Annotated in this window: 26 protein-coding genes; 18 read left to right on the top strand and 8 right to left on the bottom strand. The window is 70.6% G+C overall.

The features are described 5' to 3' along the window. Nucleotides 1–46: 46 nt before the first annotated feature. Together ACQP1N_RS32125 and ACQP1N_RS32120 are read left to right on the top strand one after the other, a co-directional pair. Nucleotides 47–409, top strand: coding sequence for a hypothetical protein (locus ACQP1N_RS32125; RefSeq protein WP_131732408.1), 363 nt, complete (start codon nucleotides 47–49; stop codon nucleotides 407–409). A 481-nt stretch (nucleotides 410–890) separates the two neighbouring features. Next, the gene (locus ACQP1N_RS32120; protein ID WP_207393958.1) at nucleotides 891–1,856 is read left to right on the top strand and encodes a YihY/virulence factor BrkB family protein; all 966 of its coding nucleotides are present in this window, start codon (nucleotides 891–893) and stop codon (nucleotides 1,854–1,856) included. Between the two features lie 223 nt (nucleotides 1,857–2,079). Here ACQP1N_RS32120 and ACQP1N_RS32115 read toward each other — a convergent pair whose 3' ends face one another. Continuing rightward, nucleotides 2,080–2,436 carry a PRC-barrel domain-containing protein gene (locus tag ACQP1N_RS32115; protein WP_433228000.1) on the bottom strand — a complete coding sequence of 119 codons (357 nt, stop codon included), beginning with the start codon at nucleotides 2,434–2,436 and terminating at the stop codon, nucleotides 2,080–2,082. A 27-nt stretch (nucleotides 2,437–2,463) separates the two neighbouring features. Continuing rightward, nucleotides 2,464–2,985, bottom strand: a complete 522-nt coding sequence (locus tag ACQP1N_RS32110; RefSeq protein ID WP_067792632.1) for a hypothetical protein — start codon at nucleotides 2,983–2,985, stop codon at nucleotides 2,464–2,466. Between the two features lie 722 nt (nucleotides 2,986–3,707). Between ACQP1N_RS32110 and ACQP1N_RS32105 the strand changes: the two genes are divergently transcribed. The 3 genes from ACQP1N_RS32105 to ACQP1N_RS32095 all read left to right on the top strand — a co-directional run bounded on the left by ACQP1N_RS32105 (nucleotide 3,708) and on the right by ACQP1N_RS32095 (nucleotide 5,077). Further along, nucleotides 3,708–4,286: a DUF5994 family protein gene (locus tag ACQP1N_RS32105; protein ID WP_433227998.1), complete on the top strand. Its 579-nt coding sequence runs from the start codon at nucleotides 3,708–3,710 to the stop codon at nucleotides 4,284–4,286. 93 nt (nucleotides 4,287–4,379) lie between these two features. Further along, nucleotides 4,380–4,538: a hypothetical protein gene (locus tag ACQP1N_RS32100; RefSeq protein WP_157419125.1), complete on the top strand. Its 159-nt coding sequence runs from the start codon at nucleotides 4,380–4,382 to the stop codon at nucleotides 4,536–4,538. Between the two features lie 113 nt (nucleotides 4,539–4,651). Then, nucleotides 4,652–5,077 carry a hypothetical protein gene (locus tag ACQP1N_RS32095; RefSeq protein WP_067792625.1) on the top strand — a complete coding sequence of 142 codons (426 nt, stop codon included), beginning with the start codon at nucleotides 4,652–4,654 and terminating at the stop codon, nucleotides 5,075–5,077. Between the two features lie 343 nt (nucleotides 5,078–5,420). Here ACQP1N_RS32095 and ACQP1N_RS32090 read toward each other — a convergent pair whose 3' ends face one another. The 3 genes from ACQP1N_RS32090 to ACQP1N_RS32080 all read right to left on the bottom strand — a co-directional run bounded on the left by ACQP1N_RS32090 (nucleotide 5,421) and on the right by ACQP1N_RS32080 (nucleotide 8,229). Then, complete coding sequence (locus ACQP1N_RS32090) at nucleotides 5,421–6,629, bottom strand: PP2C family protein-serine/threonine phosphatase (protein WP_433227996.1); 1,209 nt, start codon at nucleotides 6,627–6,629, stop codon at nucleotides 5,421–5,423. 143 nt (nucleotides 6,630–6,772) lie between these two features. Beyond that, on the bottom strand, nucleotides 6,773–7,090 hold the full coding sequence (locus ACQP1N_RS32085; RefSeq protein ID WP_242608631.1) for a UBP-type zinc finger domain-containing protein: 318 nt from the start codon (nucleotides 7,088–7,090) through the stop codon (nucleotides 6,773–6,775). A 41-nt stretch (nucleotides 7,091–7,131) separates the two neighbouring features. Next, nucleotides 7,132–8,229 carry a fatty acid desaturase family protein gene (locus ACQP1N_RS32080; RefSeq protein ID WP_433227995.1) on the bottom strand — a complete coding sequence of 366 codons (1,098 nt, stop codon included), beginning with the start codon at nucleotides 8,227–8,229 and terminating at the stop codon, nucleotides 7,132–7,134. Nucleotides 8,230–8,517: 288 nt separating this feature from the next. On the opposite strand from ACQP1N_RS32080, the gene ACQP1N_RS32075 reads away from it, so the two are divergent. The 3 genes from ACQP1N_RS32075 to ACQP1N_RS32065 all read left to right on the top strand — a co-directional run bounded on the left by ACQP1N_RS32075 (nucleotide 8,518) and on the right by ACQP1N_RS32065 (nucleotide 10,118). Then, nucleotides 8,518–8,814, top strand: a complete 297-nt coding sequence (locus tag ACQP1N_RS32075) for a hypothetical protein (RefSeq protein ID WP_165488325.1) — start codon at nucleotides 8,518–8,520, stop codon at nucleotides 8,812–8,814. A 61-nt stretch (nucleotides 8,815–8,875) separates the two neighbouring features. After that, nucleotides 8,876–9,790 carry a LysR family transcriptional regulator gene (locus ACQP1N_RS32070; protein ID WP_433227994.1) on the top strand — a complete coding sequence of 305 codons (915 nt, stop codon included), beginning with the start codon at nucleotides 8,876–8,878 and terminating at the stop codon, nucleotides 9,788–9,790. Between the two features lie 172 nt (nucleotides 9,791–9,962). After that, nucleotides 9,963–10,118, top strand: a complete 156-nt coding sequence (locus ACQP1N_RS32065) for a hypothetical protein (protein ID WP_433227993.1) — start codon at nucleotides 9,963–9,965, stop codon at nucleotides 10,116–10,118. 305 nt (nucleotides 10,119–10,423) lie between these two features. Here the strand turns inward: ACQP1N_RS32065 and ACQP1N_RS32060 are convergent, their stop codons facing one another. Beyond that, nucleotides 10,424–11,029, bottom strand: coding sequence for a GAF domain-containing protein (locus tag ACQP1N_RS32060; protein ID WP_067792612.1), 606 nt, complete (start codon nucleotides 11,027–11,029; stop codon nucleotides 10,424–10,426). A gap of 84 nt (nucleotides 11,030–11,113) precedes the next feature. Continuing rightward, complete coding sequence (locus ACQP1N_RS32055; protein WP_433227990.1) at nucleotides 11,114–11,497, bottom strand: STAS domain-containing protein; 384 nt, start codon at nucleotides 11,495–11,497, stop codon at nucleotides 11,114–11,116. A 457-nt stretch (nucleotides 11,498–11,954) separates the two neighbouring features. Between ACQP1N_RS32055 and ACQP1N_RS32050 the strand changes: the two genes are divergently transcribed. The 5 genes from ACQP1N_RS32050 to ACQP1N_RS32030 all read left to right on the top strand — a co-directional run bounded on the left by ACQP1N_RS32050 (nucleotide 11,955) and on the right by ACQP1N_RS32030 (nucleotide 16,624). Beyond that, nucleotides 11,955–12,242 carry a hypothetical protein gene (locus ACQP1N_RS32050; RefSeq protein WP_067792606.1) on the top strand — a complete coding sequence of 96 codons (288 nt, stop codon included), beginning with the start codon at nucleotides 11,955–11,957 and terminating at the stop codon, nucleotides 12,240–12,242. Nucleotides 12,243–12,491: 249 nt separating this feature from the next. Continuing rightward, nucleotides 12,492–12,977: a DUF5994 family protein gene (locus ACQP1N_RS32045; protein ID WP_433227988.1), complete on the top strand. Its 486-nt coding sequence runs from the start codon at nucleotides 12,492–12,494 to the stop codon at nucleotides 12,975–12,977. A gap of 1,242 nt (nucleotides 12,978–14,219) precedes the next feature. Further along, nucleotides 14,220–15,755 carry a type IV secretory system conjugative DNA transfer family protein gene (locus ACQP1N_RS32040; RefSeq protein ID WP_433227987.1) on the top strand — a complete coding sequence of 512 codons (1,536 nt, stop codon included), beginning with the start codon at nucleotides 14,220–14,222 and terminating at the stop codon, nucleotides 15,753–15,755. Nucleotides 15,756–15,768: 13 nt separating this feature from the next. Then, the gene (locus ACQP1N_RS32035) at nucleotides 15,769–16,326 is read left to right on the top strand and encodes a hypothetical protein (RefSeq protein WP_433227985.1); all 558 of its coding nucleotides are present in this window, start codon (nucleotides 15,769–15,771) and stop codon (nucleotides 16,324–16,326) included. Nucleotides 16,327–16,354: 28 nt separating this feature from the next. Continuing rightward, nucleotides 16,355–16,624 (top strand): hypothetical protein, encoded by a 270-nt coding sequence (locus ACQP1N_RS32030; protein WP_433227983.1) that lies wholly within the window; start codon nucleotides 16,355–16,357, stop codon nucleotides 16,622–16,624. A gap of 1 nt (nucleotide 16,625) precedes the next feature. Here ACQP1N_RS32030 and ACQP1N_RS32025 read toward each other — a convergent pair whose 3' ends face one another. Next, nucleotides 16,626–18,593 (bottom strand): hypothetical protein, encoded by a 1,968-nt coding sequence (locus tag ACQP1N_RS32025; RefSeq protein WP_433227982.1) that lies wholly within the window; start codon nucleotides 18,591–18,593, stop codon nucleotides 16,626–16,628. A gap of 468 nt (nucleotides 18,594–19,061) precedes the next feature. On the opposite strand from ACQP1N_RS32025, the gene ACQP1N_RS32020 reads away from it, so the two are divergent. The 5 genes from ACQP1N_RS32020 to ACQP1N_RS32000 are packed head-to-tail and all read left to right on the top strand — an operon-like array spanning nucleotide 19,062 to nucleotide 25,531. Continuing rightward, a complete protein-coding gene (locus ACQP1N_RS32020) occupies nucleotides 19,062–19,805 on the top strand; it encodes a vWA domain-containing protein (protein WP_433227980.1) in 744 nt (247 codons plus the stop codon). A gap of 40 nt (nucleotides 19,806–19,845) precedes the next feature. Further along, the gene (locus ACQP1N_RS32015) at nucleotides 19,846–20,748 is read left to right on the top strand and encodes a PP2C family protein-serine/threonine phosphatase (RefSeq protein ID WP_433227979.1); all 903 of its coding nucleotides are present in this window, start codon (nucleotides 19,846–19,848) and stop codon (nucleotides 20,746–20,748) included. Next, nucleotides 20,745–22,247: a hypothetical protein gene (locus ACQP1N_RS32010; RefSeq protein ID WP_433227978.1), complete on the top strand. Its 1,503-nt coding sequence runs from the start codon at nucleotides 20,745–20,747 to the stop codon at nucleotides 22,245–22,247. The genes ACQP1N_RS32015 and ACQP1N_RS32010 overlap by 4 nt, the downstream gene beginning before the upstream one ends. After that, nucleotides 22,244–24,124 carry a DUF4407 domain-containing protein gene (locus tag ACQP1N_RS32005; protein WP_433227977.1) on the top strand — a complete coding sequence of 627 codons (1,881 nt, stop codon included), beginning with the start codon at nucleotides 22,244–22,246 and terminating at the stop codon, nucleotides 24,122–24,124. Before ACQP1N_RS32010 ends, ACQP1N_RS32005 begins: the two co-directional genes overlap by 4 nt. A gap of 6 nt (nucleotides 24,125–24,130) precedes the next feature. Continuing rightward, the gene (locus ACQP1N_RS32000) at nucleotides 24,131–25,531 is read left to right on the top strand and encodes a hypothetical protein (protein ID WP_433227976.1); all 1,401 of its coding nucleotides are present in this window, start codon (nucleotides 24,131–24,133) and stop codon (nucleotides 25,529–25,531) included. Nucleotides 25,532–25,794 lie beyond the last annotated feature (263 nt).

Below are 25,794 nucleotides of genomic sequence, written 5' to 3'. Positions count from 1 at the left end.
GTAACGCCGGGCCGGGGGTTACCTGACCGGCGTGCGATGCGTCCTGATGGTGACACCGCCGCACGTCCGGGAGGTCATCGACGCGTTCTTGGCGGCGGTCGGCAGGGGCGACATCGCCGGACTGCTGGCCGTGCTCGCCCCCGAGGTCGAACTGCGGACGCAGGGCCCCTGGGGGACCGTCGTCATCCGCGGCGCGGGCGAGGTCGCGGCCCAGGCGACGACGTTCGCACGCTCCGACGGGCGGGCGCATCCGGCGCTCGTGGACGGCGTCCCGGGTGCGCTCATCACCGTCGGCGGACGGCCGGTCACGGTCCTGGCCTTCACGGTCGCCGGCGGCGCCGTCACCGCGATCCGCGGGCTGACCGCCCCGGCCCGGCTGGACCAGATCGTCCCGTCGTGGGTCACGTGACAGCCGCAGTGGCCGACAACCCGGTTCGGCGCCGGACACGGTGCCGGAGGCTGTGACCCGGGCCCGCCGAGGGCGATGTGGGTGCCGCCCACCGTGCCGCGCAGCCGCCGGTATTCGTCTTAACGACGTCACGCAGGAACGTGCCCACCTGGAACGCGAGGTGAAGGCCGCTCCGCGCGGCTCGGGCATCTCCCGGGACGAGATTGCCGACCTGCTCCAGCGGAGCGGAGACCTGGCGCAGCCGGCCAGCAATGCCGAGCCCGAAGACAAAGCCGACCTCTACCAGCAGCTGGGCCTGACGATCCGCAATATGGTGCGGCACGTGGACCTGGCCGCGCGGCAGCCCCGACGCGGGGCTCGACTATCGGCTCGCATGCAGCTTCCTGGTGAGCAGGACCGGTGCGGTCAGTCGCGAGCCGGTCGCGGGGGCGTTGGCCGGGGGTGAGGAGGGAAGAAGGATCGTGTGGGAGTGGTCGGCCGCGTGGACGCCTATCAGAGGCGGCATCGTTGGGCGGGGCTGCCGCTGGCGGTGGTGTACAAGTTCGTGGACGACCAGGGCGCGTACCTCACGGCGTTGATCACCTATTACGGGTTCGTGTCGCTGTTTCCGTTGCTGCTGCTGTTGGTCACCGGTCTGGGGTTCGCGTTGCAGGGCAGTCCGGGGTTGCAGCAGCGTGTGCTGGATTCGGCGCTAGCCCAGTTCCCGGTCATCGGGGACCAGATCGGTGCGAACATCCATTCCTTCCACGGCAGCATCCTGGCTCTGGTGACGGGCGTGGCGGGCAGTCTGTACGGCGGTTTGGGCGTCGTGCAGGCCGTCCAGAACGCCTTGAACAAGATCTGGGGCGTGCCGCGCAACTCCCGGCCGAACCCGATCGCCGCCAGGGTGCGCAGCCTGGCGTTGCTGGCGGTCGGCGGCGGGGTGATCCTGGCGACCACCTTGCTGTCGGCGGTGACCGCGTCCGGCGGCGTCTTCGGTGCCGGTGTGCGGGCGGGGGCCATCGTGGTGGCCGTCGCCATCAACGTCGTGCTGTTCACGGTGGCGTTCCGGGTGCTGACCGCGAGGCCGCTCACCGTCGCGCAGGTCCGGACGGGCGCGATCGTCTCGGCGCTGGTCTGGCAGGCCCTGCAGTGGGCCGGCGCGTTCCTGCTCGGCCACATGCTCAAGGGCGCGACCGCCACCTACGGGATGTTCGGCCTGGTGCTCGGCCTGCTGACGTGGATCTACCTGGGCGCGATCACCTTCGTGGCCGGTGCGGAGATCAACGTCGTCCGCGAGCGGCGGCTGTGGCCCCGCAGCCTCCTGACGCCCTTCACCGACAATGTCGAGTTGACCGCCGGGGACCGGCGCGCCTACTCCTCCTACGCCGAGACCGAACGCCACAAAGGGTTCGAGAACGTCGACGTCGACTTCGACCCGCCCGCAGGCGACGACCCCCCGGACTGACGCCGGGACCGGTTCCGTGCGGGCGGTCAGCGAAGCGGCCGTTCGCGCCTGGTCGAGCGCACGGCGAGGAAAGCCAGATCGGCGATGAGAACGATGATGCCGATGATCAGCAGGTAGAACAGACCGTGGATGAGATGCCGAGGATGCCCGGCACCAGCGCGGTGATCACCACGAGGACGAAGACCATCATGTGCCTTCACTCCTTCGGCCGGGGGCCGAGCGCTCAGCGGCGGGCGAGTTGGCGCTCGCCGCCGGCGCCGGGTTCGTAGGGCAGGCCGTAGTGCCGGAAGACGGCTTCCTCGTCCTCGGCGGGCAGGACGTCGTCGGTGCCGATCGCGGGGCTGTGCTTGACCAGCGACCTGTCGTGGGCGACCCGCACGTAGCCGGGCCCGACGGTCGCACCTTCCAGGGGGACGAAGGCCAGGCGGTGCCGGGTGGGCAGGCCGATCCGCACGGTGGCCATGGCGGGTTCGTCGGTGCTGGTGTCGACGTAGACCGATTCCAGCGTGCCGATCTTGTGTCCGGTTGAGTCGAGGATGGCGTGGGCGCGCCATTCCCTGATGTCGGCCATCTGGATCATCGGGACTCCCTCCATTCTCCGGTGGGATCAGTTTCCCCAGTCTTCGTCATCCAATTCGTCCCAGGTCGGCTGATCCCTGGTCCGTGTACCCGGCTGGCGGGGTGATCTGCCGGGAGTGCCGGCGCGGCGAGGCGGCGGTGGGGACGGTGTGGCGGCGGGTTCGTCCAGGCGGGGTTTGAGTTGCCGGTAGCGTTCTTCGGCTTCCTCGACGCTGAGGTCGAGGACGGCGGCGATCTGTTCGAAGCCCATGCCCGAGGCTTGCGCGGTGTTGAGCAGGCGGGCCTCGGTCTGGTCCAGGCCCAGGCGGACCGCGCTCAGTACCAGCAGTGCCGCGGCGACCTCGACCGGCTCGGGATGGTCGCCGGTTCCGTGCTGGGCTCGGTCGCCGGCGGTGATGACCGCGTTGATGGCGTCGCGGTCGGGCATCGGCCGTTCCTTGGACTGCCAGAGGAATCCGTCCACGCCGGTCGCGTGGCGGGGGGTCAGGTAGGCCCGCGCCTGCTGGACGGTCTGGGGTGTGGGCGCGGGCAGGCCAACTGACACGACCACCGGCGAGCAGGAAACGGCGTCCGCGCTTGAGGGCTGCTGTTCGTGGTCGGCTCGGTCCGGGGCGCCGGTAGGGGGGCGGCATTTCGAGGTTCGGATCGCGGGGACCCGGTCTGGGGTGGTCATGGGGCTCACTTCCGGTTCACCGACCCTGCCAATGTCCTCGTTCACAACGGGTGGGCTGCGGTCCAGGGCCGCCCGGCTCGGGTGAGGAGTGGACGGCCCTGGACCAGCCGGCGCAGCCCCCAGCAGTGACTGGCCACTTCTCATTTGAGCCGGACGGCCTGATGACGGAAACAGGCAATGCGTGCACACGCCATCACTTGCGCCGATGACCGTCGCTCGGAGGGCAATGGATCCTGGTCCCGCACTCCTGCGCACCTCCCGGGGGAATCATTTTCAAAAATTGCGAATATTGGCGATTTGTCGGGTAGAATCAAGTTATCCGGAAATAACGACACTCTTGTTCTGAGGGTTGTTTCGTTACACCGGCTCGCCCCCGGAGAGGGGGAGCCATGGCGACCTCGTACGAGTGGACGCCCAGGTGCGGGCTTCCAGCCCGGCCCCGGCTCGCCCGGTCGACACAAGACCCGGCCCGTGCCGCAGGCGGTGACCCTGATCCTGGGCACCGCCCGCCTCACCCAACTGCGCCCGCTGACCCGCAAGCGCCTCCGATGAGAAACCGACTCGCCGCGTCAATCGAAATTCAAAAGAAGGTGCCGGTCATGTGGAGCACCACCGAACGCCGCACAACGACCAGCCTGTCACCGCCCTCGACTCCACGGCTGCGGTTGCGCCCCGCGGCTTCTCCCGGCTCGGCGCGGACGGCGCTCGACGGCGCCTGGTGGCCCCGCTCGGCCGACCCGGTCGCGGAGCTGCCGGGCCTGATCCTGGCCCTGCAGGACCACGGGCCCATCGACGACCACCGGCCCATCACCCACGTCCTGCTCCGGGTGGGCGACTGGGACAGCCGTCCGCGGCGGCTGCGGATCGACGGCCCGGCCGACACCCGGGTGGTGCGGCTGAGCTGGTTCGACTCCCTTCCCACAGGGCTGCTCACGGCGATCCACGCCGACGGCCGACGCGTCGACCTGCTCACCGTCCCGGTCTCCACGACCCGCGCCGAAGCCGAGGCGGTGATGGAACTGGCATCCCACCCCGCCAACCACCTGCACACCCCCGGCCTGCTGGCCGCCCTCACCGCAGCACCTGGCCGGACGGACCGGGCCGGCGCCCAGAACGACTCAGAGGACGCCTGGGAATCTGAGGGCGGACGACTTCGCGGAGACCTCACGACGCGTTGATCCGACCCGTTGCCCGGCCGGCCGTCATGCGGCCGTCCGGGCACGGAGCTTCCGGCCCCATCTGCGATCGGAGATCGCCATGACCACCCGGCCGTGCTGATCGGCGCCTGGCGCCGCGCCGCCGGACTCGGCATCACCCTGCGCCTGGCCGCCCGCAGCCCGCCGGTCGCCGCGCTGCTCCGCGTCACGGGGCTCGACCGCGCGCTCATCGTCCAACCCCCTCGGCAAGTCCGCGCCGAGCTCGCCGCATGACCGCATGCGCGCCGGGCACAAGAGGGGCGATGTGACCAAACCGCGCTCGGTTCCGCGACGCCGGCCCTACGGCGCGCGTCCCGGTCCGGGCTCGTTTCTGATCGGAGAGCACCGTGGCCGCTCCCGCCGAGAACGACGCCGATGCCGCCGCGTATCCCGGTCTGCGCACCGGCCGGTGGCGGTTGCCCGCCGGACAGGTCCGCCGGGCGGTTCACGATGCTCTGCGAACGTGGGGGCTGGGGCCGGCCGCAGGCGACCTCAGTGACCAGTTGACGGCACTCGTCCAGGACCTTCTCACCCGTGCCGCCGCGCGCGGCCCGGTCGATCTGCGGCTGGAACTACGCGCATCCGCCCGCCTGCTGCTGGGTGAGATCCGCGACGCCGCACCCGCCCCGTCCGGGGCCGCCGGCCGGCCGTCCGACCACGCGGACGGCCACGGCATCATTGCCCTGACGTATGGACGCCGGCCCTCCCGCAAGCGCGTCCGGTACATCCACTCCTTCGCCTGGTGGCAACAGGACGCCATCGCCGACCAGTAATCACCGTCACCGGACACGAAGCCCTGCGCGACCGGCCCGGTCGCCGTCCTCACGCCGTGGTTCCTCGCTCTCATGCCCCGTCAGGGAACGACGACGGCGACCATGAAGACGGTGCCCACCGCGTGCAGATCGATACCGCTTGGGGACCCGGTGACGGCGAAAACGATGGCGCTACCGGATCCTGCGGAACCAGCGAGGTCTACTCCTGGCGGCCGTCCTGCGCGCCAGCACCGACGTCATCGTCTGTACCGTCCCTCACCGCCTCACCGCCTCACCGCCTCACCGCCTCACTGCCGCCCGCCCGGCCGCCCGCCCGGCCGCCCGCCCGGCCCGGATCTCGCGGTCACAGGAGTGGTCTGGTGAGGTGGTCGGCGGTGCCGCCGCGCCATTCGATGAGGAAGAGGGTGGCGTCGTCGCTGGTGATCCCGCCTCTTTCCCGCATGAGGGTGTGGGAGAGGTGCCGCACCATCTGCTGCACGGTCGCGCTGGCGGGTCCGACGCGTTCGATGGTGGCGATCAGGCGTTCCTCGCCGAACTGTTCCCCGCCGGTGATGTGCTCTTCGATGAGGCCGTCGGTGTAGGCCAGAACCCGGTCGCCGGGGCGTAGCCGTTCGTTGTTGATCTGGGGTGACGAGCCGCCGAAGCCGACGGGCAGCGTGCCGTGGCCTTCCAGCGTGCCGATGACGTGGTGGTCACGGATCAGCATGGGTGCCGGGTGGCCGGCGTTGACCCATTCCAGGTGGCCCGTCCCGATGTTGAGGCGCATCATCTGCGCGGTGACGAAGTGGTCGGGGCCGAACTGGGCGTCGATGGCGGTGTCCATGAACGCGTACAGTTCGGCGAGGCCGGCGTCGGCGCGTCTGGCGTGCCGGTAGGCGCCCACGGCGACGGTGGCCAGTACCGCGGCGTTCAGGCCGTGGCCCATCGCGTCGATCATGGCCAGGTGCAGGACGTCGTCGTTGAGGGCGTAGTCGAGGCTGTCGCCGGCGACGTCGTAGGCGGGTTCCAGTATTCCGGCGACGGCGACCTGCGGTGTCGTCATGGTGAGCGGGGGCAGCAGTGACCATTGGATCTCCGCGGGCACGCTCATCGGTTCGCGTCGTCGTGTCCGCAGGAACTGGTCGGTGTAGTTGTTCTTGGTGACCAGCATGTCGGCGACCAGGCCCGCGAGCCGTCGCAGCAGCCGGCGGTCGTCGTCGTTGACGCTGTCGAGGGTCAGGACCATCACGCCGATCTCGTCGCTGCCGTCCAGCAGGGGCAGGAACATGCGCACGCCGTCGGCTTGCGGGTGTTCGACGATGGTCTCCGACAGGAACGCGCGTCCGGCCAGGGATCCTGCAAGGGGCAGTGGTTCACTGTCGGTGAGGCCCCGGCCCGGCAGCGGCACCAGTGTCAGCTGGGCGTAGTCCTGCAGCAGGATCGAGATGTCCCGGCCGCCGATCGCGTGTATTTCTTCGGCCACCAGCGGGGCGATGAGCTGGGGTGGCATCTCGTGCGCCCGGTCCAGCAACTGCCCCAGCAGCCGCTCACCGAAGCCTTCACTCCGATCCACCGGCTCTTCGCGTCCGATCCGTTCCCCCACCGCGTCTATATGCCCGTTGCCACATCAATGACTCTAGGTATCCGGACATGTTCGATCCGCGAGTGGCCTGGCGTGGCGGGCGGCCGATGGAAAGAGGTGCCTGGCCGGGTTCGTCAGACCAGACGTTCGTGGACGTAGCACCATCTCCAGGTGGATTCCGGTTCCACGGCGGCGGCGACCGGATGGTCGGTCTCCTGGTAGTGCGCTCGTGCGTGCCGGTGGGGCGAGTCGTCGGAGCAGGCCACCCAGCCGCAGGTCAGGCAGAGCCGTAGTGCCGTCCACCGGGCGCCCCGTGTCTCACATGCCGTGCAGCCGCGTGATCGTGGCGTGACGGGCGCCAGGGCGTCCACGTGGCCGCAGCGCGGTGCCGATCCGTTCGGGCTGGACGGCACGCCCGAGGCCATGGCGTGGATCCTCATCTCGTGGTTCATCGAACCTCCCCTTCCGGGCGTCGTGTTGCGTTGCCGCCGGGTCAGTACTCCAGTTCCGGGCGCAGGGGACCGCCGACCGCGTGCAGGTGCCGCAGTACCTGGGCGTAGGAGCCGGTGAGGCTCGTCTCGCAGTAGGCGATGTCGTTGCGGGTGCAGAACGCGCGCACGAGGGCTTGGGCGCGGCGCAGGTTGGGGCGCGGCATGGAGGGGAAGAGGTGGTGTTCGATCTGGTAGTTCAGTCCGCCGAGCGCGAAGTCGGTGATCCGGCCGCCGCGGATGTTGCGCGCGGTCAGCACCTGGCGGCGCAGGAAGTCGGACTTGTGGTCCTTGCCGAAGATCGGCATGCCCTTGTGGTTGGGGGCGAACGAGCAGCCCAGGTAGAGCCCGAAGAGCCCTTGCTGGAGCAGGAGGAAGCCCACGGCCTGGACGGGAGCCAGTACCCAGAACAGGACGGTGAGGTATCCGGCGGCATGGGCGAGCAGCAGGCCGCCCTCGACCAGCCGGGTCGTTCCCGAGGTGTTCGCCCGTGATGTCGCGCCACGGCCGACCAGTGCCCGGACCCCCGCCAGGTGCAGGTGGAACCCCTCCAGGAGCAGCATGGGGAAGAACAGCCAGGCCTGGTGGCGGGCCAGCCACGCACCGGGAGCGCGTCGTGCTCGCACGCTCTGGCGGGTGAAGGCGATCGCGCCGGTGGCGATGTCGGGATCGCGGTCGACCTGGTTGGGGTGGGCGTGATGCCGGTTGTGCTTGGCGACCCACCAGCCGTAGCCGAGACCGACCAGCAGGTTGCCGTGCAGCCGTCCGAGCAGGACGTTGACCCGCCTGGAGCCGGAGATCTGCTGGTGGCCCGCGTCGTGGCCGAGGAACGCGGTCTGGGTGAACGCGGCCGCCAGGAACGCCGCCACCGCGAGCTGCCACCAGGACGGGCCGATCAGCACGAAGGCCGCCCATCCCGCGGCGAGAAGCAGCAGGTTCGTCGCGGCCTTCACCCAGTAGTAGCCGGGACGGCGGGCCAGCAGGCCGGCCCGTTTCACCTGCCGCGACAGCACCGCGTAGTCACTGCCCCGCACGCACCCTCCGGCGTCACGCCGGTCCGGTGCGCCCCGATGGGTGTTGCCTCCGGGGACGATCGTGGTCATGGTCTTCCATTCCGAGGGGAGGCCCTCTGGCGGGTGCGGGACCGGCTTGGACGCGACCGGCCGAACTCGGGTACGGGATGACGCCCACTACCAGTTGAACTCGGCCTTCGGCCGGACCGAACCGCGCAATCCTGGCAAGAGCCATCAGCGGGGGTGATAACCGTCGGCGGTGGTCATACCCCGCGTCGCGCGGGGGCACAGGCCGCCGCCCCGGTTCTGACGGACGTCATGCCGAGCCCTCTATGTTGAGCGGTGGGGCGAACTGTCGGAGCCGAGGAGATGATGTCCATGAGCAAAACGGTGCCCGAGGTCTGGATCGAGACCGGTGGCGGCCATGACATGGTCCGTGCTGATGCGATCGTGATGCTCCGTTTGGATGAGACCGGACGGTTGACCGCGCAGCTCCGCGACGATGCGAAGGTCAGTGTGACTCTCTTGAAAGGCTCGTCCGGCTCCCCGCCGCCCGATGACTTCCATCGTCAGCTGCTCCGGGCGGTCGCCGAGCTCTCCGACACCAGCGGCGCGCAACTCGTCCGCGCACGGCACGAGGGGGACGGCTGGCGCTGGGTCAGTGAACCTCTCTAGGCGCACGCCGCGATGTACGCTGCTGAGGGGGCTCGCTGTTTCGGCCCGGAAGGCGGGAGATGTGGAACTGCGCCAGCTCCGCTATTTCATCGCCGTCTCCGAGGAGCTCAACTTCGGGCGCGCGGCGGCCCGTGAGCACATCGTGCAGTCGGCGCTGAGCCAGCAGGTACAGCGGCTGGAGCGGGAGCTGGGGGTGCGTCTGCTGGAGCGCACCACGCACTACGTCGCCCTGACTACGGCGGGGGCGGCGTTCCTGGTCGAGGCGCGGCAGATCCTCGCTCACGTGGAGCGCGCCGCCCAGGTCGCCCGGACCGCGCAGGGCACCTCCCCGGCGTTGCGGGTGGGCATCATCGACGCGAGCTACGACTCGATGCCGCAGATCCTGCATGAGGCCCAGGCGCGCTATCCGGACCTGGTGATCCACCAGGTGGAGGTCGGGGTCCCCGAGCAGTACCAGCAGCTCGTGGACGGGCGTCTCGATGTGGGCATCGGCCGTGCCGCACTGGCGCCGAGCGGGATCGCCTCGCATCTGTTCCGCCGGGATCGTCTCGGGGTCCTGGTCCCTCGCGGGCACCGGTTCGCCGACCTGGACGCGGTGCCGGTCGAGGCCCTGGCCCGGGAGCCGCTGCTGCTGGCCGAGGAGATGAAGGCGCCGGAGTTCAACCAGTTCACCGTCGAGATGTGCCGGGCCGCCGGCTTCACCCCGACGGTGTACAAGGGCACCGTCGACAGCATCCGCGCCGCATCGGCTCTGGTCGCCCAGGGCCGCTGCCTGTACTGCGTGCCCTCCTCCTGCATCTCCGCCCTCCCGGGAACGATCTGGCGCCCGCTCACCGAACCCGCCTCGTTCTACCCCTGGTCGATCCTGTGGCGCGCCGCCGACGACTCCGACCATGTACGCGCCGTCGTCGCCTGCGCCCGCGGCATGTCCGAACGGCTCGGCTGGCTGGTCACCGCCGACCAGGCGACCGGCTGACCGCAGACCACCGATCCACCCGGCCCCCCCGTGCGGTGATCGGTTGCGATGATCGGTTCAGCCCGTATCGGCGGTATCCCTCCGATGGCCGCATGGGCTTGGCTTGGGCGGGGTCTTCCAGATGGCCTGTTCGGGCTCGGACCTCCAGGGAGTGGAGCGTCCGAGGGGAACCTTGGTCGTTGTCGTCGTGATCGTGGCGTCGCTCGTGCTGTTGCTGCTCGCGCCGGCGGTGCGGATCGTCACGATGCCGATCCAGCCGCAGGGCATCAGCACCCGCGACAACGTCAGCGTGGACGCGCCCATGACCGGACTCCTGGACGAGCCGTGAGTCGATGGCCGCCAGGCAACGGTCTTCCGAACGACCAACGTGAGCGCCGCGGAAGTCAGGCGATCGGCCCAAGGAGTTCACCGGCCCCGTCTTCGGGGGCGCGCCGAAGACCGCCTCCGGCGAGAACCCGGCACCGCCCGCCATCGGCTCGTTCGGCTCCCGGTTCTACGCCTACAAGGGCAACGGAACCTGGATCGACAACACCAACGGCCAATAGGCACGCCCCGCATCCGTCCGCCCCTGACCTTACAAGCGGACCCCGGAGAGGCCGTTGTTCACTCGCCGTGATTTCCCGCTCGGTCGTGTCACATTTGCGTGGGCCGCGGCGGGCGGAGAGCGATGATCTGTGCGGCCGCGCGGTCCGGCTGGGCGGTCGCGCGCCGGTCCTCGGCGAGCTGGACCAGGCGGGCGGAGGTGTCGGCGAACAGCAGCAGCTGGCGGGCGGTGGCCGGGCTGAACGGCTGCGCGCCCGGTTGCCCGAGGACGGCGAGCACTGCGCGCGTGGCCTCGCCGGTGTCCAGCGGCAGGATCAGGATCGGGCCGGCCGGCAGGGCGCTGAGCGTCTGGTCGGCGACGATCCGTGCGGACAGGGCCCGGCGGGAGCCGAACGCCCGGCCGAGCATCGACCGGCCGCGCCGCACGGTCAGCCCGCGTATCCGGTCGCTGCCGGCGCCGACCGCGACATCGATCCGCAATGTGTGGCCGTCTTCGTCGGGGAGGGCGATGAACGCCAGCGGAACGCCCGCCATGGCGCGGGCTCGTTCGGCCACGAGGATCAGCAGACGGGGCAGGGCGGCCCCGTCCAGGACCGCCGTCATCAGGTCGAACGACGCGGTCAGGCGCCGGTCGTTCTCCGCGCTCCCGGATTCGTCCGGCCCCCAGGCGCTCACCGGCAGATCGTGTCCGGTCATGTCGTCATCCCGCTCTCCTCCGGCCTGGCGCCTGCCCGGTCCCGGCTCGGCAACGGGCGGGGTTCCGCCCGTGTCCCGCCGCGGTCAGGCCGCGGCCGATCGGGGACCGGGGTCGGCGGTCCGTGCCCCGGGAATGGAGGAACGGACGGTGAAGGCATGGAGCAGCCCGGTGACCTCCAGCAGCTTGGCGGGTTGACGGCGCGGGCCGGTGAGGATCACGGGCGCGCCGTTCGGCTGCGTCCGGCGGCGTGCGCCGACGAGCATCGCCAGCCCCGACGCGTCGCAGAACGTCACGCCCGACAGGTCGATGATCACGTACGCGCCGACGTCCCGCAGCGCGACGTGCAGACGTTCCCGGAGGGACGGGGTGGAGGCGATGTCGAGTTCGCCGCTGATGGCGATGACGGTGTGGTCGGCGAGCCGTTCGCGGGTCAGCCCGGCCTCGGGCGAGGCGGTACCGGTGGGCATGGGGGATCTCCGATCCGAGGTCTGTGAACGCCGCTCATGGCCGGAGCCGGGGCGAGGTGGTTGCACGGCAGGTCAGCGCCTGCGGAGGCATCGCGTGACCCCATGGCCAAAGGGCTCGGATGCCGACGTCTCAGCCTCACAGGCGGTGCCCGTGGCGATCCCGGTGCGCAGATCGGTTTCAGCGGTTCGGGTGGGCTGGTGTTGCGGCGTCATAGCGCCGGACCTGTCTGGCCCCGAGAGGGCCGAGTATCGAGAGACCAGGGGGACGTGAGCTTGGCCGCCCGCATCGAGTAACCCGTGTCACAACGAGTATACGCCCTGGCCCCGTGCGATCACGTTCGCGCGATGCAGGGCGGGTCACGACTCCACGCACCCGTCGGTGACGCCGCTGGGGCGCGGAGGGCGCTTATGTTGGAGTGGTGGGGCATGCGGCTTCCGATCCTTGGAGATGAGGCGCATGGGCGAAGTGTGGATCTCGGCCGCCGACGGCTGCGACATGATCCGTGCCGATGCGATCGTGATACTCCGCTTGGACAAGACCGGCCGGTTGACCGCGCAGCTCCGCGACGAGGCGAAAGTCAACGTGACGCTCCTGGAGGGCTCGTCAGGCGGCGGCCACCCGCCCGCCGACTTCCACCGCGAGCTGATCCGGATGATCGCCGAGCTCGCCGACTCCAGCGGTGCGCACCTGATCCGCGCCCGGCATGAGAACGACGAATGGCGCTGGGGCGGCGAATCGCTCTGAGACGCCGGATCGGGCGAGACCGCGGTGGCCGACCCGGGTCCGGCGAGACTCATCCGGGATGCCCGGACGGTGTTGCCGGTGCCGGATGCCGCGTGTCTACGCGTCCGAACGTGCACAGCCCGTGACGTGCACATCCCCTGACGTACACTCGGCGTTACCGAGGGCTTTTCGCGCGCGGGCCACCATGCCGGCGCCGTCCCCGGCGATACGCGAACCGGTTCCGCACGGACCGAGAATGGGGCCCCCTCCATGGCCCGCGACACCACGCAGCTTGACCCCCCTCCGGCCACGGCCGCGCCGGCCGAACCCACTCCGCCGGCCCCGCGCCTGCGCCTGGCCCCCGGCGGTGCGGGACGCGGGGTCATGGACGGCGGCTGGTGGCCCCGATCCCGCGACACCGGCGCTGAACTCACCGAACTGCTGACCGCTCTGGCCGGCATGGGCGACGCTCCGGAACCGGCCACCCGCGTGGCCATCGACTTCGACGACTGGGACGGCGTCCCGCTCCGCATCACCGTCCTGGGGCAGGAGGTCAGGGTGGGCTGGCTGGCCCACCTCGACCACATGGTCTCGATCACCTGCGGGCGCGCGGACCCGATCCTGCTTCTCCTCATCCCGCCCGGGGCGGTGCCGTCCGCGGCGGAGGCCGCCCTGGCCGGATCCGCCGCCGGGACCGGCGATGCGATGCCACAGGAGATCCTGGCGTCCTGCGGCATCTCCACCGTCCGCGTCTGATCCGCGCTCGGGACCGGCGCCCTCCCGGTGACCGGCGGCGAGTCGCGTCGGGAACCTGCGGGCGCCGCCCCGCCCGCGACGGTGGCGGTCAGCGCGACATGGTGCGTGCTGCGCTCCAGCAGCCGACCCCCCGCGGGTGAGGCGGCGTGCCGGCCTTCCAGGGCGGCTGGGCTTGGCCGGGCCGAAGTGGCCGACCTGGACGGCGACCTGACCAGCGGTGTCGGTGAGCCGGGGGAATGACGGCATGGTGCTCCTGGAAGGTCCGGGCAGGAGTTGACCGGCGAGGAGGGCAAACCAACTTGGGGCGGTGCAGACCAGCCACTCTCGCCAGCGGCGGTGGCCGGCACGCACGCCGTTGAATGAGCCAGCCGGAGGGCGGCAGGCGCAACTAGAGCGACCCCGGCCACAGCCTTGTTGACCTTGGCTGCAGACCGCGGCCAACGCCATCGATCCAACAGGTTGGACACCTCTCTGCTCGCCGCCGCTTGACACAGAGAGGCGCCCAAAAACGTACAGACCCGATTGATCAGGAGACGATGCGGTCGGCCAGGAGCGTGGTCGACGCTCCCAAGCCGAGGCGCTGCTGGCGTGCGATTTCCTGGAGACCGTCACCGTGACGGGGGCGCGCAGGTACGTGCTGGCGGTCATCGAGCATCACACCCGCCGTATCCGGGTTCTGGACGCAACCGCTCACCCGACCGCCTCGTGGGTGACCCAGGCGGCCCGGAACCTGGTCATGGGTCTGGAGGACGCGGGATGCCGGGCACGGTTTCTGATCCGTGACCGGACGGCAAATTCCCGGACCTGCTCCACGCCCTCCGCGAGTTCGAGACCTTCTACAACGAGCATCGGCCTCACCAGGGCATCGCCAATGCCCGGCCGCTCAGACCGCTGCCTCCACCGATCATCGGCCTCTATAGACCGATCACGATGGTGGTCTGTCTCATGCGCAAGAACGGAACCCAGGAGTTCACCGGACTGCTCTTCTTTCGATTTTTTGCATGGCCTCCGGGGCGGGGGAAAGATCAAGCTGATCGGCGGCCTCCGCGGCCGGATCTTTCACGGAAACAACGACCGGGCGGAAGGAAGAAGCCCACGCTGCATGTCGAGCACGCCCTGAAGGCTGGACAGGGAAACATCGGCTTCTTCCGCCAGAAGGCTATTCTGAACCCGCACCCCGCCAATAGGCTCGCCTTTGACTCGGGCACCTGGAGGACCTCAGCATTTGCAAGTACCGTTGAGGTGAACGTCGAGCACTTGGATCGGGGCGATGCGGTGAGCCAGATATTGCGTTACTACTGGCAGGGCACCCGCTGGGTCGCGAAGGGGTCCTCCAAGGCGTCGAACGCGCTCGCCCGGCACATCTCGGAGGCGATCACCGACCGCAGGGAAGGCCGCGGCGCCAGGCGCGGGCTCCTGGCGCCCGGAGACCCGCCGCCACCACCGGACATGATCGGGTCGTTTTACGACTACCGCGGGGTGCTGTCGCTGCGGCGGGTGCCGGACGACCTGCGGCACGGCACGTTCCCGCTCGGCAGGTACGTCCACCCCGCGCGGGGGGTGCTGCAGCCCATCGGCCTGCCGCCGGCGGCGGCCGACCACAATGTCGGCGTGATCGGGCCGGCGGGGTCCGGCAAGACGAAGAGCATCATCGTGCCGTGGGCGGTGGCCGGTCTGCGGGCCGGCTACAGCGTCGTCACGATCGACGTCAAAGGCGACCTGCTCAAGGAGATCAAGGAGGAGGCGCGGGCGGGCGCGCCGCTCGGCGTCCGGGCGCACAGCCTCGACTACACGCGGCCCGCCGCGTCGATGCACTGGAACTGGCTCGCCGAGCTGGACGACGACCGCGCGATCGACCGGGCTGTCGCCGCGATCCTCGGGCACCAGCCGCCGCCCGGCACCGACCCGTACTTCTTCAACATGGACGCGTCGCTGCTGCGCGGGCTGCTCGAACTGGTGAGCGGCTCGCCGCGGCGCGGGTCCATCACGGCGGGCCGGCTGCTGCGGCTGCTGAAGGACCAGAACGACCTCGAACGGACCCTCGCCCGGTACCCGTCGAGCCCGGCCGCGACCCGGCTGCGGGACCTGCCGTCCCTCGACCCCGCCGACTACGCCAAGCGGATCACCGGGGTGGCGGTGCGGCTGGACGCGCTGGCCAAGCCCATGGTCGAGGCGGTCACCGACCGGCTGGACCTGTCGGTCGGCGACATCCTCCGCGAACGCACCCTCGTCTCAGTGGTGGCGCCGAAACAGGACGGGCAGATGGCGCAGATGCTGTCCAGCCTGTTCGTCAACCAGCTGCTCAACCGGGCGTACGACCGCTTCACCGCGCCGGCCGGGGTGCCGCTGCTGCTCGTCCTGGACGAGGCCGCGCAGCTCGCCGACCGGATCGACTTCGAGAACGTGCTGAGCGTCGCAAGGGCCGCCGGGGTCGCGCTGGTGATCGCCGTGCAGGACGCGCAGCAGTTCAAGGACGCCGACCAGCGGTCGGTCATCTTCGCCAACTGCGGCACCCTCGTCTGCATGTCGGGGGTGTCGCACGCGAGCGCCGAGCTGATGGCCAAGCGGGTCGGCGAGCATCCCGTCCAGATTTCGTCGCTTTCGCGGTCCCCGGCGCAGCACGGCCCGGGGCACTCGACGAGCCGCACCATGGGCACGCAGATGGCGCCGGTCCTGGGCGTCCGCGAGATCATGTCGCCGCCGTTCGGCCCGTGGACGGCGACCGTGCACGCGCGCGACCTGGCGAGTAACCCGTTCATCGTCGACCTGACCCGGTAGTGAGGAGAACGCGGTGGGGGACGGGCGCACGCGGGACGCGGACCGAGCCAGGGACCGCGAACGCGACCGGGCGCGGGAGGACGAGCGGACCCGGCGGCGGGCGGACGCCGTCCGCGCCAGGGAGAAGCAGGGGGTGGGGCACGCGTTCACCGAGCACCGCGACGTGACGGTGCGGCAGCTCGACCGGCGCGTCACCACCGGCGTCAACGCCAGGGGGGTACGGGAGAAGGTGCCGGTGCGGGACGCGACACGCTGGCATTCCGACGGCGCGCTGATCCGCACCGCCGACGCGGCCTGGCGTTCCGACGCGGGACGGGCCGCGCGGGAGCGGCAGGAACGCAAGCACCGGGCGGGTCAGCTGCAGCGCTCGGAGATGAAGTTCACCGCCACCGTCCCGCTGCGCGACGCCCTTGGCCCGGACTGGCGCGCCCAGGTGGAGGGCCGCAGCATGACGGCGGCCGCGGGCGCGAGCAGGCCCACCCGCTTCCCGGACGGCGCGCGGGGCTTCGCGTGCTGGCGGATGGGCGAGGATGGCCGCTGGTACCTCGTCACGTGCTTCCCGAAGCCGTGATGGCCCGGACGACCAGGAGGACGAACGCGTGATCAGCGAGGAACTGGCGGACTTCCTGTCCGCGTGGTGCAACATCGACACCGACCCGGAGGAGGTGGTCGAACTGCTGCACGGGCCGTCCCGGAAGCATTTCCTGTCCTGGCTGCCCCGCGACCTGGAGGCGGCGGCCCGCAGCGGTGCGCTCACCCCGGACGGCGTCGCCGAGCTGACCGGCCTGGGCTTCCGCAGCCAGGCGGAACTGGACGCCTGGCTGCGGGACAGGTGGGCAGAGTGGTTCGACCGCCCCTCCCCTGTGTGACCTAGGTGGACGCGGCGAGCCGCGCGGCCAGCTCGTCGAGCTTCGCGCGCTCCGCGCTGCCGGGGGCGACCCGGTTCCGCGCCTCCTCCAGCAGCGCCAGCCCCCGCTCCAGCAGCGGCTTCACCTGCGCCGACCGGCCGCTCTCCGCGGCAGCCGCCATGAGGGGCAACACGTTCAGGGCCGTCCAGGCGACCTGGCCGTCGCTCTGCGGGCTCAGCAGCAGCCGTTCGGTGGTCGGATTGGCGAGCACGCCCTCGACATGGTGCAGCCCGGCCTCCAGCACCATGGGCGCCTCGTCCGGGCCGGCGACGTCCAGCAGCGCCGTCGCGATCCTGGCCGCCACCTCGTGCGACGTCCGGGACGCCGTGTATTTGGCCACGTAGCCGGCAGGCTCCGCCTCGGTGACCCGCTCGCGGATGTCCACGACGAGCCGCTGGATCCGGAAGGCGCGGCGCAGCCGGTCGCCGCCGCCGAGCCCCGCCAGGTAGTCGCTGTAGTTCTGCAGGTGGTAGCGCTGCGCCTCGGTCAGCGCGGCGACGTCGTGGTCCGGGTCGATGCCGCGGGCGCGCAGATGCTCCCGCCAGCCGCTCGCGAGGGCCCGGTCGACCGGCCGCGGATCGTCGAGGACGCCGCGCGCCCGCGCGGCCTCCACGTTGATGACCTCCAGCAGGTAGGCGGCCGTCCCCGGGTCGAGCCGCCCGCCGCGCCACGCCTCGGTGACCTCGCGCTGGCGGCCGATGACCTCGCGGACGGCCGCGCCGATCAGCGCCGGGTCCGGATGCCGGTCGCGGTTGAGGTCGGTGAGTTCCAGGTAGGACGCGTAGGCGCCGAGGACGGTGGTCACCGGGTCCTGCGGGCCGAGGACGTCCCGCGCCTGCCGTCCGGCCGCGGCGACCATCGCGAGGGTGTTGCGGCGCAGCTCGTGCGGGCCCTGCAGCAGATCGTCCCGGAACCGCAGGTAGTTGACGGCGATGTGCACGGCGATGAGATGGGCGCGGCGGGTGGCGAGCGGAGCGTCCGCCAGGTCGTCCGGCGGCTGCGGCAGCGTGCCGGGTTCCTCGTCCGGCCAGAGGTGGCGCAACTCGGCGACGAACGGTGCTACCGCGGACCCGACGCGCAGGTACGCCTGCACCTCGCGGTGGCCGGTGGGCCGTTCGGTGAGCCAGACGATGCCGCGCCCGGGTCTGCCGATCTCGAGCAGCCGCTGCGCCCAGCGGTCCGCGATCGCGCCGCGGATGTCGGTGCTGGACAGCCCGGTGTCGAGCGGGTCGACGGCGGCGGGCGGGATGAGCAGCGGCAGCGTCGCGTCGATGAGGTCGAGGCGGTGCGGCTGGTCGGCCTCGGTGTCCTCGTCGCCGGCGTTCACCTCGCAGCGCGCCGCGCCCTCCACCTGGTGGGCGTCCACGAGCGACCGCCAGGGGAACTTCAGCGAGCGCTGCACCGCCCGCGCCTGGACGCCGGCCATGACGAGCGCGGGCTGCGCGCGGAAGACCTCCAGGACGAGGCCGGCCCAGACGGCGTACTGGATGCCGGAGCCGGTGCCGGTCGCGTGCATGTGCCGGCAGACGTCGGCGATCGCCCCGGTCGCGTCGCGTAGCAGCACGTTGACGCCGGTGAGCACCGTGGCGGCCTTGGTGTCGGGGCCGTACCGGTTGATGGACGCGTTGGACAGCGCGACCGGGGTCGGCGCGCGGCGCGGCGTCCAGACGGCGCGGCCGGCGTGCTTCCAGGCGGTTCCCTGCTCGGCCGCGGCGTCCAGCGCGGCCTGCTCCGCGCGCCCGGGAAGGGGCGCGCCCCTGATGATCTCCGCGAGGGTCACGGTGCCGTAGTCGCAGACCCAGGTGCGGCCGAACGGGTTCTCGTCCCAGATGACGCCGAAGAGCGGGGCCAGTTTCCGGGCGACCCGGTTGGGGATGATCTCGGCCCTCGGGACCTCGACGTCCGGGACCCGGGCAGGGAGCGCGTACATCCCCCGACGGTAGGGCCGCGCCGCTCAGGGCGTCAAGAATTTTCCTTGTTCAGATATAAAAGTATCTGTACGCTGATCGCATGGCCGCTCACCGAGCCAACGCGCGACGGATGCCCCCCAGAGCGTCGCCGGCCCGGTCGTCGGCGGCGGGGCCTGATCCGGGTGGACGCGGTGCCGCGGGGGCGTGCGGCGCCCACCCGTCCCGTTCCGCGCCGGTCCCGTTCCGTGTGCCGCTTCCACCGATCCCGGGGTTTTCCCCGGTACCGCCCGACGATCCGTCTTTGATATATCAAGCAATATGGAGAAGGGCGGCAGGACTTTATGCCGGCTGAGCGGCGAGTCCGCCATGGCTCACCGGGATGCATTTTCGTTGTCAAGGCCGTGTAACCGCATGAGTGTCTTAGGGCGTCCCCCCGGTTCGGTGCCCGGCGTTCCGTACCGCCGGGCCCCGCGAGATCAAGGAGCGAAATGAACGACGAACGGATGTCGGAGCGCAAAGACGTGGAGGAGGGGCAGATCGTCATGCCCTTCTACCTCATCTGCGACGTGTCCTACTCGATGACGAACGACATGCCGGCGCTCAACGACGGCGTGAAGCGGCTGCGCCGGGCGATCGTGGCCGAGTCCGTCGTGGACGACGTCGCCCAGATCTGCGTCATGACGTTCTCCAACGACGCGAAGGTGGTCGTGCCGCTGTCCCAGATGAGCGAGACGGCGATCCCCGAGCTCGCGGTCGAGGGCGGGACGAACTACGGCAGCGCCTTCCGCGAACTGGCCCGCGTGATCGAGGACGACCGCGCGAAGCTCAAGGCCCAGGGGTACAGGGTCTTCCGCCCGTGCGCGTTCTTTCTCACCGACGGCGAGCCCCTCGACCGCGACTGGTACCAGACCTTCTCCTCGGCGCTGCACTACAGCCCCAAGACCGGCGCGGGCATGAAGGCGCACCCGATCTTCGTCCCGTTCGGATTCCGGGACGCCCCGGAAGACGTCCTCAGGAAACTGGCGTACCCGCCGGAGAAGGGCAAGTGGTACCAGGCCCGGACCTCCGGAGTCGAGGAGGCGCTGAAGGGAATCCTCGACGTCATCATGAAGACGGTCATCACGTCCGGCATGAGCGCCCAGACGAATAAGCCGGCCGTGACGCAGCAGGATCCCGCGCCCGGATCGGGCATTACCCACGGCGATGCCGAGTACGATCCGGAATGGATCTGACCGGCTCGTTTCCCGTCCTCACCGGAAGGCGCCGCACGTCATGAATTTCGAAACGCCCGCGGATCCGCGCGTCGCGTTCTCGGGTTATGCCATCGGCAATCCGGGGCGCGCCGGGCTGGAACTCCCGGCCGGCGCCCCACCGGACCGCGCCGGGCTCTCCGACGTCGAGCTGAGCGCCGCGTCCGAGCCGGGCATGCTCGTCCGCGCGGCCACCGTCCGGGGGCTGCTGCACCGCTCGAACGGCGAGGTCCGCCAGGACGCCTTCGCGCTCGGGCGGCACGCCGCCGAGGATGGGACGGTGCGCGCCGTCGCGGTCGTGTGCGACGGCGTCGGCTCGCTGGGCAGGTCGGACGAGGCGGCCGCGCTCGTCAGCCGCCGCCTGACGGCCCTGGGCGCCGCGGGTACGCCCTGGCCCGAAGCCTTCGCGCAGGTCAACGAGGAGTTGCACGCCTTCGTGAAGGAGCCGAGGTGCGACGACACCGGCGACCCGAGCCGAGACGGCATGGCCACGACGGCCGTGGCGCTGGCCGTCCACCGTGCGGCGGACGCGTGGGTCGGCGACGTCGCCTGGGTCGGCGACTCGTCGCTGTGGCACCTGGCCCCGGACGGGCGCTGGACGCCGCTGACCGGCCAGGCCGACGAGGACGAGGAGGGCTACCACTCCACCGGCGTGCGGCCGATGCCGATGGCCGGCGGCGCCTGCGCCACCCGGGAGGTCCGGGTGGGCGCGGGCGCGCTCTTCCTGATGTCGGACGGCATCGCGAACCCGCTCAAGTGGTCCGGCGACGTCCAGGAGACGCTGGCGGAGTGGTGGTGCGGGCCACCGGATCCGTTCACGTTCGCCGCGCAGGCGGCATTCGCCCGCAAGTCACATGTGGACGACCGCACCGTCGTGGGCTTCTGGCCCGACGTCGCGAGCGGGGAAAGCGGAGACGCCATTTGAAGATCCGCGAAGCCGACCTCGGAGACCTGACCCCGCTGGGAGAAGGCGGATTCGCCGAAGTGTTCCGTGCGGCCGACTTCCACCTTCCCGGTGATCCGGCGCCGCTGGCTTACAAGAAGTTCACCAGCGGGCACGCCGAGCAGGCCCGCGCGGCCAAGGCTTCGATCGTCTTCCGGACGAAGCTGACGCCGGCCGAGCAGACCGAGCTGGACACGTTCACCGCCTGGCCGAAGGCGCTCGTGCACGATGCCTCCGGTGCGATCTGCGGATTGCTGATGGCGGAGATCCCGGGGGACTTCTTCTGCCGGCTGGCGGACGGGGACGGGCAGATCGTCGCGAAACCGCGCGAGATGGGATGGCTCGCGTCGAGCGCCGCGCAGCGGCAGGCGGCCCGGATCGACCTGCGGGACGTCGACCGCACCGAGCGCATGATCATGCTCGCGCAGCTGGTCTACATGATCGGAAGATTGCACAAGTACGGCTGGGTCTTCGGCGACGTCAGCTTCAAGAACGTGGTCTTCGCGCTCGACCCGCCGAGGATCATGCTGCTCGACTGCGACGGCGCCGCCGAACTCGCCGACACCTCTCGCCGCCAGGCATCGACTCCCAACTGGGACGCACCGGAGTGCCCCATCCAGGCGCCGGCCGGCCGGCCGCGCCGCCAGGCCCTGCAGGACGACGTCACCGACGTCTACAAACTGGGACTGGCGATGCTGCGCTGCCTCGCCCCGGGCAAGGGCGCGAGCTCGACGCGGAAGGCGAGCCGGCTGCACGGCGACCTCGAGCAGGCCGGCATCGACATCATCACCCGGGCCCTGTCCGACGACCGGAGCGTGCGGCCGACGGCAAAGCAGGTCTACATCTACCTGAAGCAGGCGCTCGCCGACCGGATCGATCCGCCCGAGGTCACTGTCGCCCGCCTCGTCTCACCGTTCCTCGTCCGCGGCCAGGACGCGCGGGTCGAATGGCGGATCGACCGGGCGGCGGAGATCGAGATCACCCACGGCAACGGCGGGAAGATCACCGTGGACCCTGCCGGCCACCCCCACGGGTTCGCGTTCCGGGCGGACGAGTCGGGCCCGGTCCGTCTCGACGTGCGCAACCGGTTCGCGACCGTCACCATCGACCTGGGGGAACTCACCCTGCACGAACTTCCGCCCTTCACCGTCGACCTCAACTACCTGCCGCGGCCGCAGATCCCGACGCTCACCGCGTTCCAGCCCCCCGCCCTCGCCGCGACCCTCGCGGGACGACCGCGCATCGCGGTCGGAAACGACGTGCTGACGATCCCGCCGCTGAACGTCTTCGAGCCCGTCGAGGCGCTGATCCCGGCCGCACCGGCCGCCATGCCCGCGCTGGGGATCGGCGACGCGGCCGCAGAGACCACGCGGGCACTGCGGACCGTGCTGGCCCGGGCGGGCGACGACATGGGCCCGCTGCTGCACGACATTTTCAAGAAAAGGCTCCTAGGACAGAGGCCGGGAGGTAGTGGGTCGTGAGCGGGAAGGTCGGGGATTTCCTCGCATGGCTGGGCGGCGGGGACAAAGAGATCCTGGCGCAGGTGCCGTGGGAGCGCACCAAGTTCACGCAGATGGCCGGGGTCCTGCTGACCACGGCGGGCCTTGCCGTCGTCTCGATGTCCCTGGTCCTGCACGACGGGATGAAGGCGCACTGGTTCTGGGCGGTGCCGTTCGGGGTCCTGTGGGGCTTCGTCATCATCAACCTGGACCGCCTGCTGGTCCTGAGCATGGGATCGGTCCGGGAGAAGCGCCGCCTGCTGTTCCTGGCGGCGCCGCGGTTGTTCATGGCCGGCGTCCTGGCCGTCGTCATCTCCACGCCGCTCGTCCTGCGCATCTTCGAGAGCGACATCAACCGGCAGATCTACCAGACGCAGCAGGAGCAGTCCAAGGAGCAGAAGCAGCGGGCCGCGAACACGGCCGAGCAGGACCAGGCGAACCAGCTCAAGAAGCAGATCGACGAGGACAAGAGGATCCTGGCCGGGAATCTCCCCCAGGACGCCTCCAGCCCGGAACTCGACGCGGCGCAGAGCAAGCTGGAAAGCGTGCAGACGCGGCAGAAGGACGCCGTGCAGAAGCGGGACGACGCGCTACTGGCCTGGAAGTGCGAACGCTACGGGCAGGGAGAGAAGTGCCATGACGCGAGCAAGACGTGGGGGCAGGGGCCGCTCGCCGACGCGAAGAAGAAGCTCTACGACGAGGCCGCTGCCCAGGCCGCCGTGCTCACCCAGCAGCTGAAGGCCGCTCAGAACGAGGTGGACCGGGCGCGGGAGAAGATCAAGGGCAGTGAGGCCCAGCTGCTGCAGAAGGCGCAGGCGGATGCCAGGGCAGAGCTTCCCGGCCTGCAGAAGAAGTACGACGACCTGATGGTCAAGCTGCGCAACAGGACCGACCTGGGCACCAAGCTGATCGAGGACGACAACAAGCTGCCCGCCCAGATCAAGGCGCTGTACGACTTCGGCAACCAGGACACGACGCTGCTGGTCTCGCATCTGCTGGTCGGCCTGCTGTTCTTCATGATCGAATTGCTTCCGGTCGTGGTCAAGATCCTGCTCAACACCGGCGACGTCTCGGCCTACGAGGCGCGGGCCAAGGCCCGGGAGAACGCCGAGATCGACAGAGCACTGATCACGCGAACCGCAGCTCGAAATGACGCCGAGCAAGAGGCGAGGGACAACGCCAAGCGCAAGAGGGACAAGAGGCAGGCCGCGTTCGCGGTCGAGAAGAACATGCGGAAGCTGGAGGTGGACCTGGGCAAGCGCGCCAACAAGCATGTCGCCGCCGAGATGACCACGATCATCGACATCGCGCTGCGCCAGTGGAGCGCCCAGCTGCACGCGCAGCTCGCGGGGGGCACCCAGCCCGCCGGTGCACCCGCGCCCCTCCCCGGCACGCCCCCCGCCGCAGCGGTCCCGCCCAATCACGCCCAGGGCACCGCCCTGCCCCAGCCCATCCCGCCCAGCGGCCCCCCGGCAACCCCCACTACCCCAGCGGCCCCTGCGCCCACGCCGCCTGCACTCACCAACGGCGCGCCGCCCGCACCTGCGCCCGCCGCACCGGCCCCACCGCCCGCGCCTGCGGTGAGCCCCGCGCCTGCACCTGCGGTGAGTCCGGCGCCCGCACCCGCGGCGAGTCCGGCACCCGCGCCGGTAGCACCTGCCGGCAATAGCGTGGTGCCGGCTGCGCCCACGTCTGCGTCTGCGCCGGCCCCCGCCGGCGGCAACGCTGTTGTGCCCGCCGGTGCCACCGGTCCGCTTGGTCACGCCAATGGCGGATCCGGCGCCGGGCCGAACAACAACCGGGCCGCGATGGGCCAGGTGGTCTCTCCGATCAATCTGCCCGACGACGACAACCTGTGAGGTGCGATGTCCGACGAGCCTGATTCGAGAGGCTGCCTGCTCGTGGTGGCGAGCTACACCGACATCGCGGGCACGGTGGCGGACGTCGTGACGAACGCCGCCGCGCGGCTGATGATGTCACCCGTCCTCGGTGACTTCATCGAACTGCGCTTCGCCGACGCAGGGGACCGGCCACGGCAGGGGGACGGTTCGCCGGCGGCGGTGGCGCGGCTGCGGGACGAGCTCACCCGACCGATGGAGGCCGCGGCGGAGAACTTCTTCGGTCTGGTGTTCGTCGACGGTTCCGCGGCCGCCGCGGAACGGCTGCTCGGCGATTGCCGGCTCGATCCGTCCATTGCGAGACTCCCATTGCGGTGCCGTGGCCTCGCGGTGAGCGAGGACCGTCCCCGGCCCGCGATGGACGAAGGTGCGGCGGCCGTTGCGCAGGGCTCGGAGGTGCGTTTCGCGCCGTCGGGCTCATGGACGCAGCGGACCATGGTGGGGGAGTTGCAGGAATACGCCGAAGAATTGCTGAACCATTTCGCGACGACGCACGATCATGGTGTCACGCGAGAGGAACTGGCGTCGATCCGCGAGCCTTTCGCGCCGTCCTCCGCGGGGGAGTGCGCGGATACCGCCGAAGAGGACCGGCCGCTCGATCTGAGCCCGGCCGCGTTCGTTCCGCCCGGTGCGCCGCCGGCGCCGATCGAGCAGCAGGGCCCCTCGAATCCCGCCGGTGAGTTCCGGTACGCGGGGGACGCACGCCAGGAACCCCAGCGCGAGCCGAGGCGCCGGTCGCCGTTCCACCTGCTGCCGCGTCGCGGGAAGCGCGCGGACGTATCGGCGGGCGGTGCCCCGGAACCCGCGTCCGACGGGGCGGGGAGCGGCGGGCACGCGCTCGTCCACCTCGTGATCATCGACGGCATCGGCGCGCGGGACAGGGCCGGGTGGCGCCGGGGTGGCGAGGTGCTGCGGGAGATCGACGGGGCGCTCGCCGCACGCCCGCATACGGTGTACCGGGTCCGCGCCATGGTCGGGGGCGAGGCGCAGGCGGGAGACGCGCTCCGCCTGGCCGGGGAAATGCCGAAGGGGGCCATCAAGCGTCCGCCGCCCAGTTTCGATGTCATCGCGCCCTTCGCTCAGGTCCTGGAAATGATGCACCGGGACCTGGCATTTCTCGCATCGGAGGGAGGGGGCACGGCGATGCCGGTCGTCGTCGTCTTCGGGCTTGACGCGCCGCTCCCCGATGAGGAGACGATCAGGAGTTACGCGGCGCTCACCGAAATTGCGTCCGTCATCTGGGTCGTGCCCGGCGGTTCGGACGGCCTGCTGTCCAAGGAGTTCGTTGAAGCGAGCCTCCGGATCCTGCCCGATCGCGAAGGAATAGCGAAAGAAGTAGTGTCCATTATCGAGAACAGCAGGAAATAGCGCTGGCACGAACGGTGTTGCGGAGGTCGATGCCTCGGCCTACCCATCCGACGGCGACTGTTCTCGATCACTGCAAGCATTCGGTGTATTTCTCCACCGTGATCGACGTATGCCGCCAAGGTCTCCTTGGTGCCCTACGCGTCCATGTCCGCCGAGTTCGCCCACGTGGCATCCGGGGCAACGCCTTGGCTCCGGGCAGACGGTCGTCGACTTCATGGGCACCAACGACACCTTGAAGATCGCCCGCCGCACCGTCTCGACCT

The organism is Actinomadura formosensis, from assembly GCF_050948385.1.
Taxonomy (GTDB): Bacteria; Actinomycetota; Actinomycetes; order Streptosporangiales; family Streptosporangiaceae; genus Spirillospora; species Spirillospora formosensis.
The sequence above is the reverse complement of the archived record's forward strand: the minus strand, read 5'-3'. Positions and strand labels throughout refer to the sequence as shown.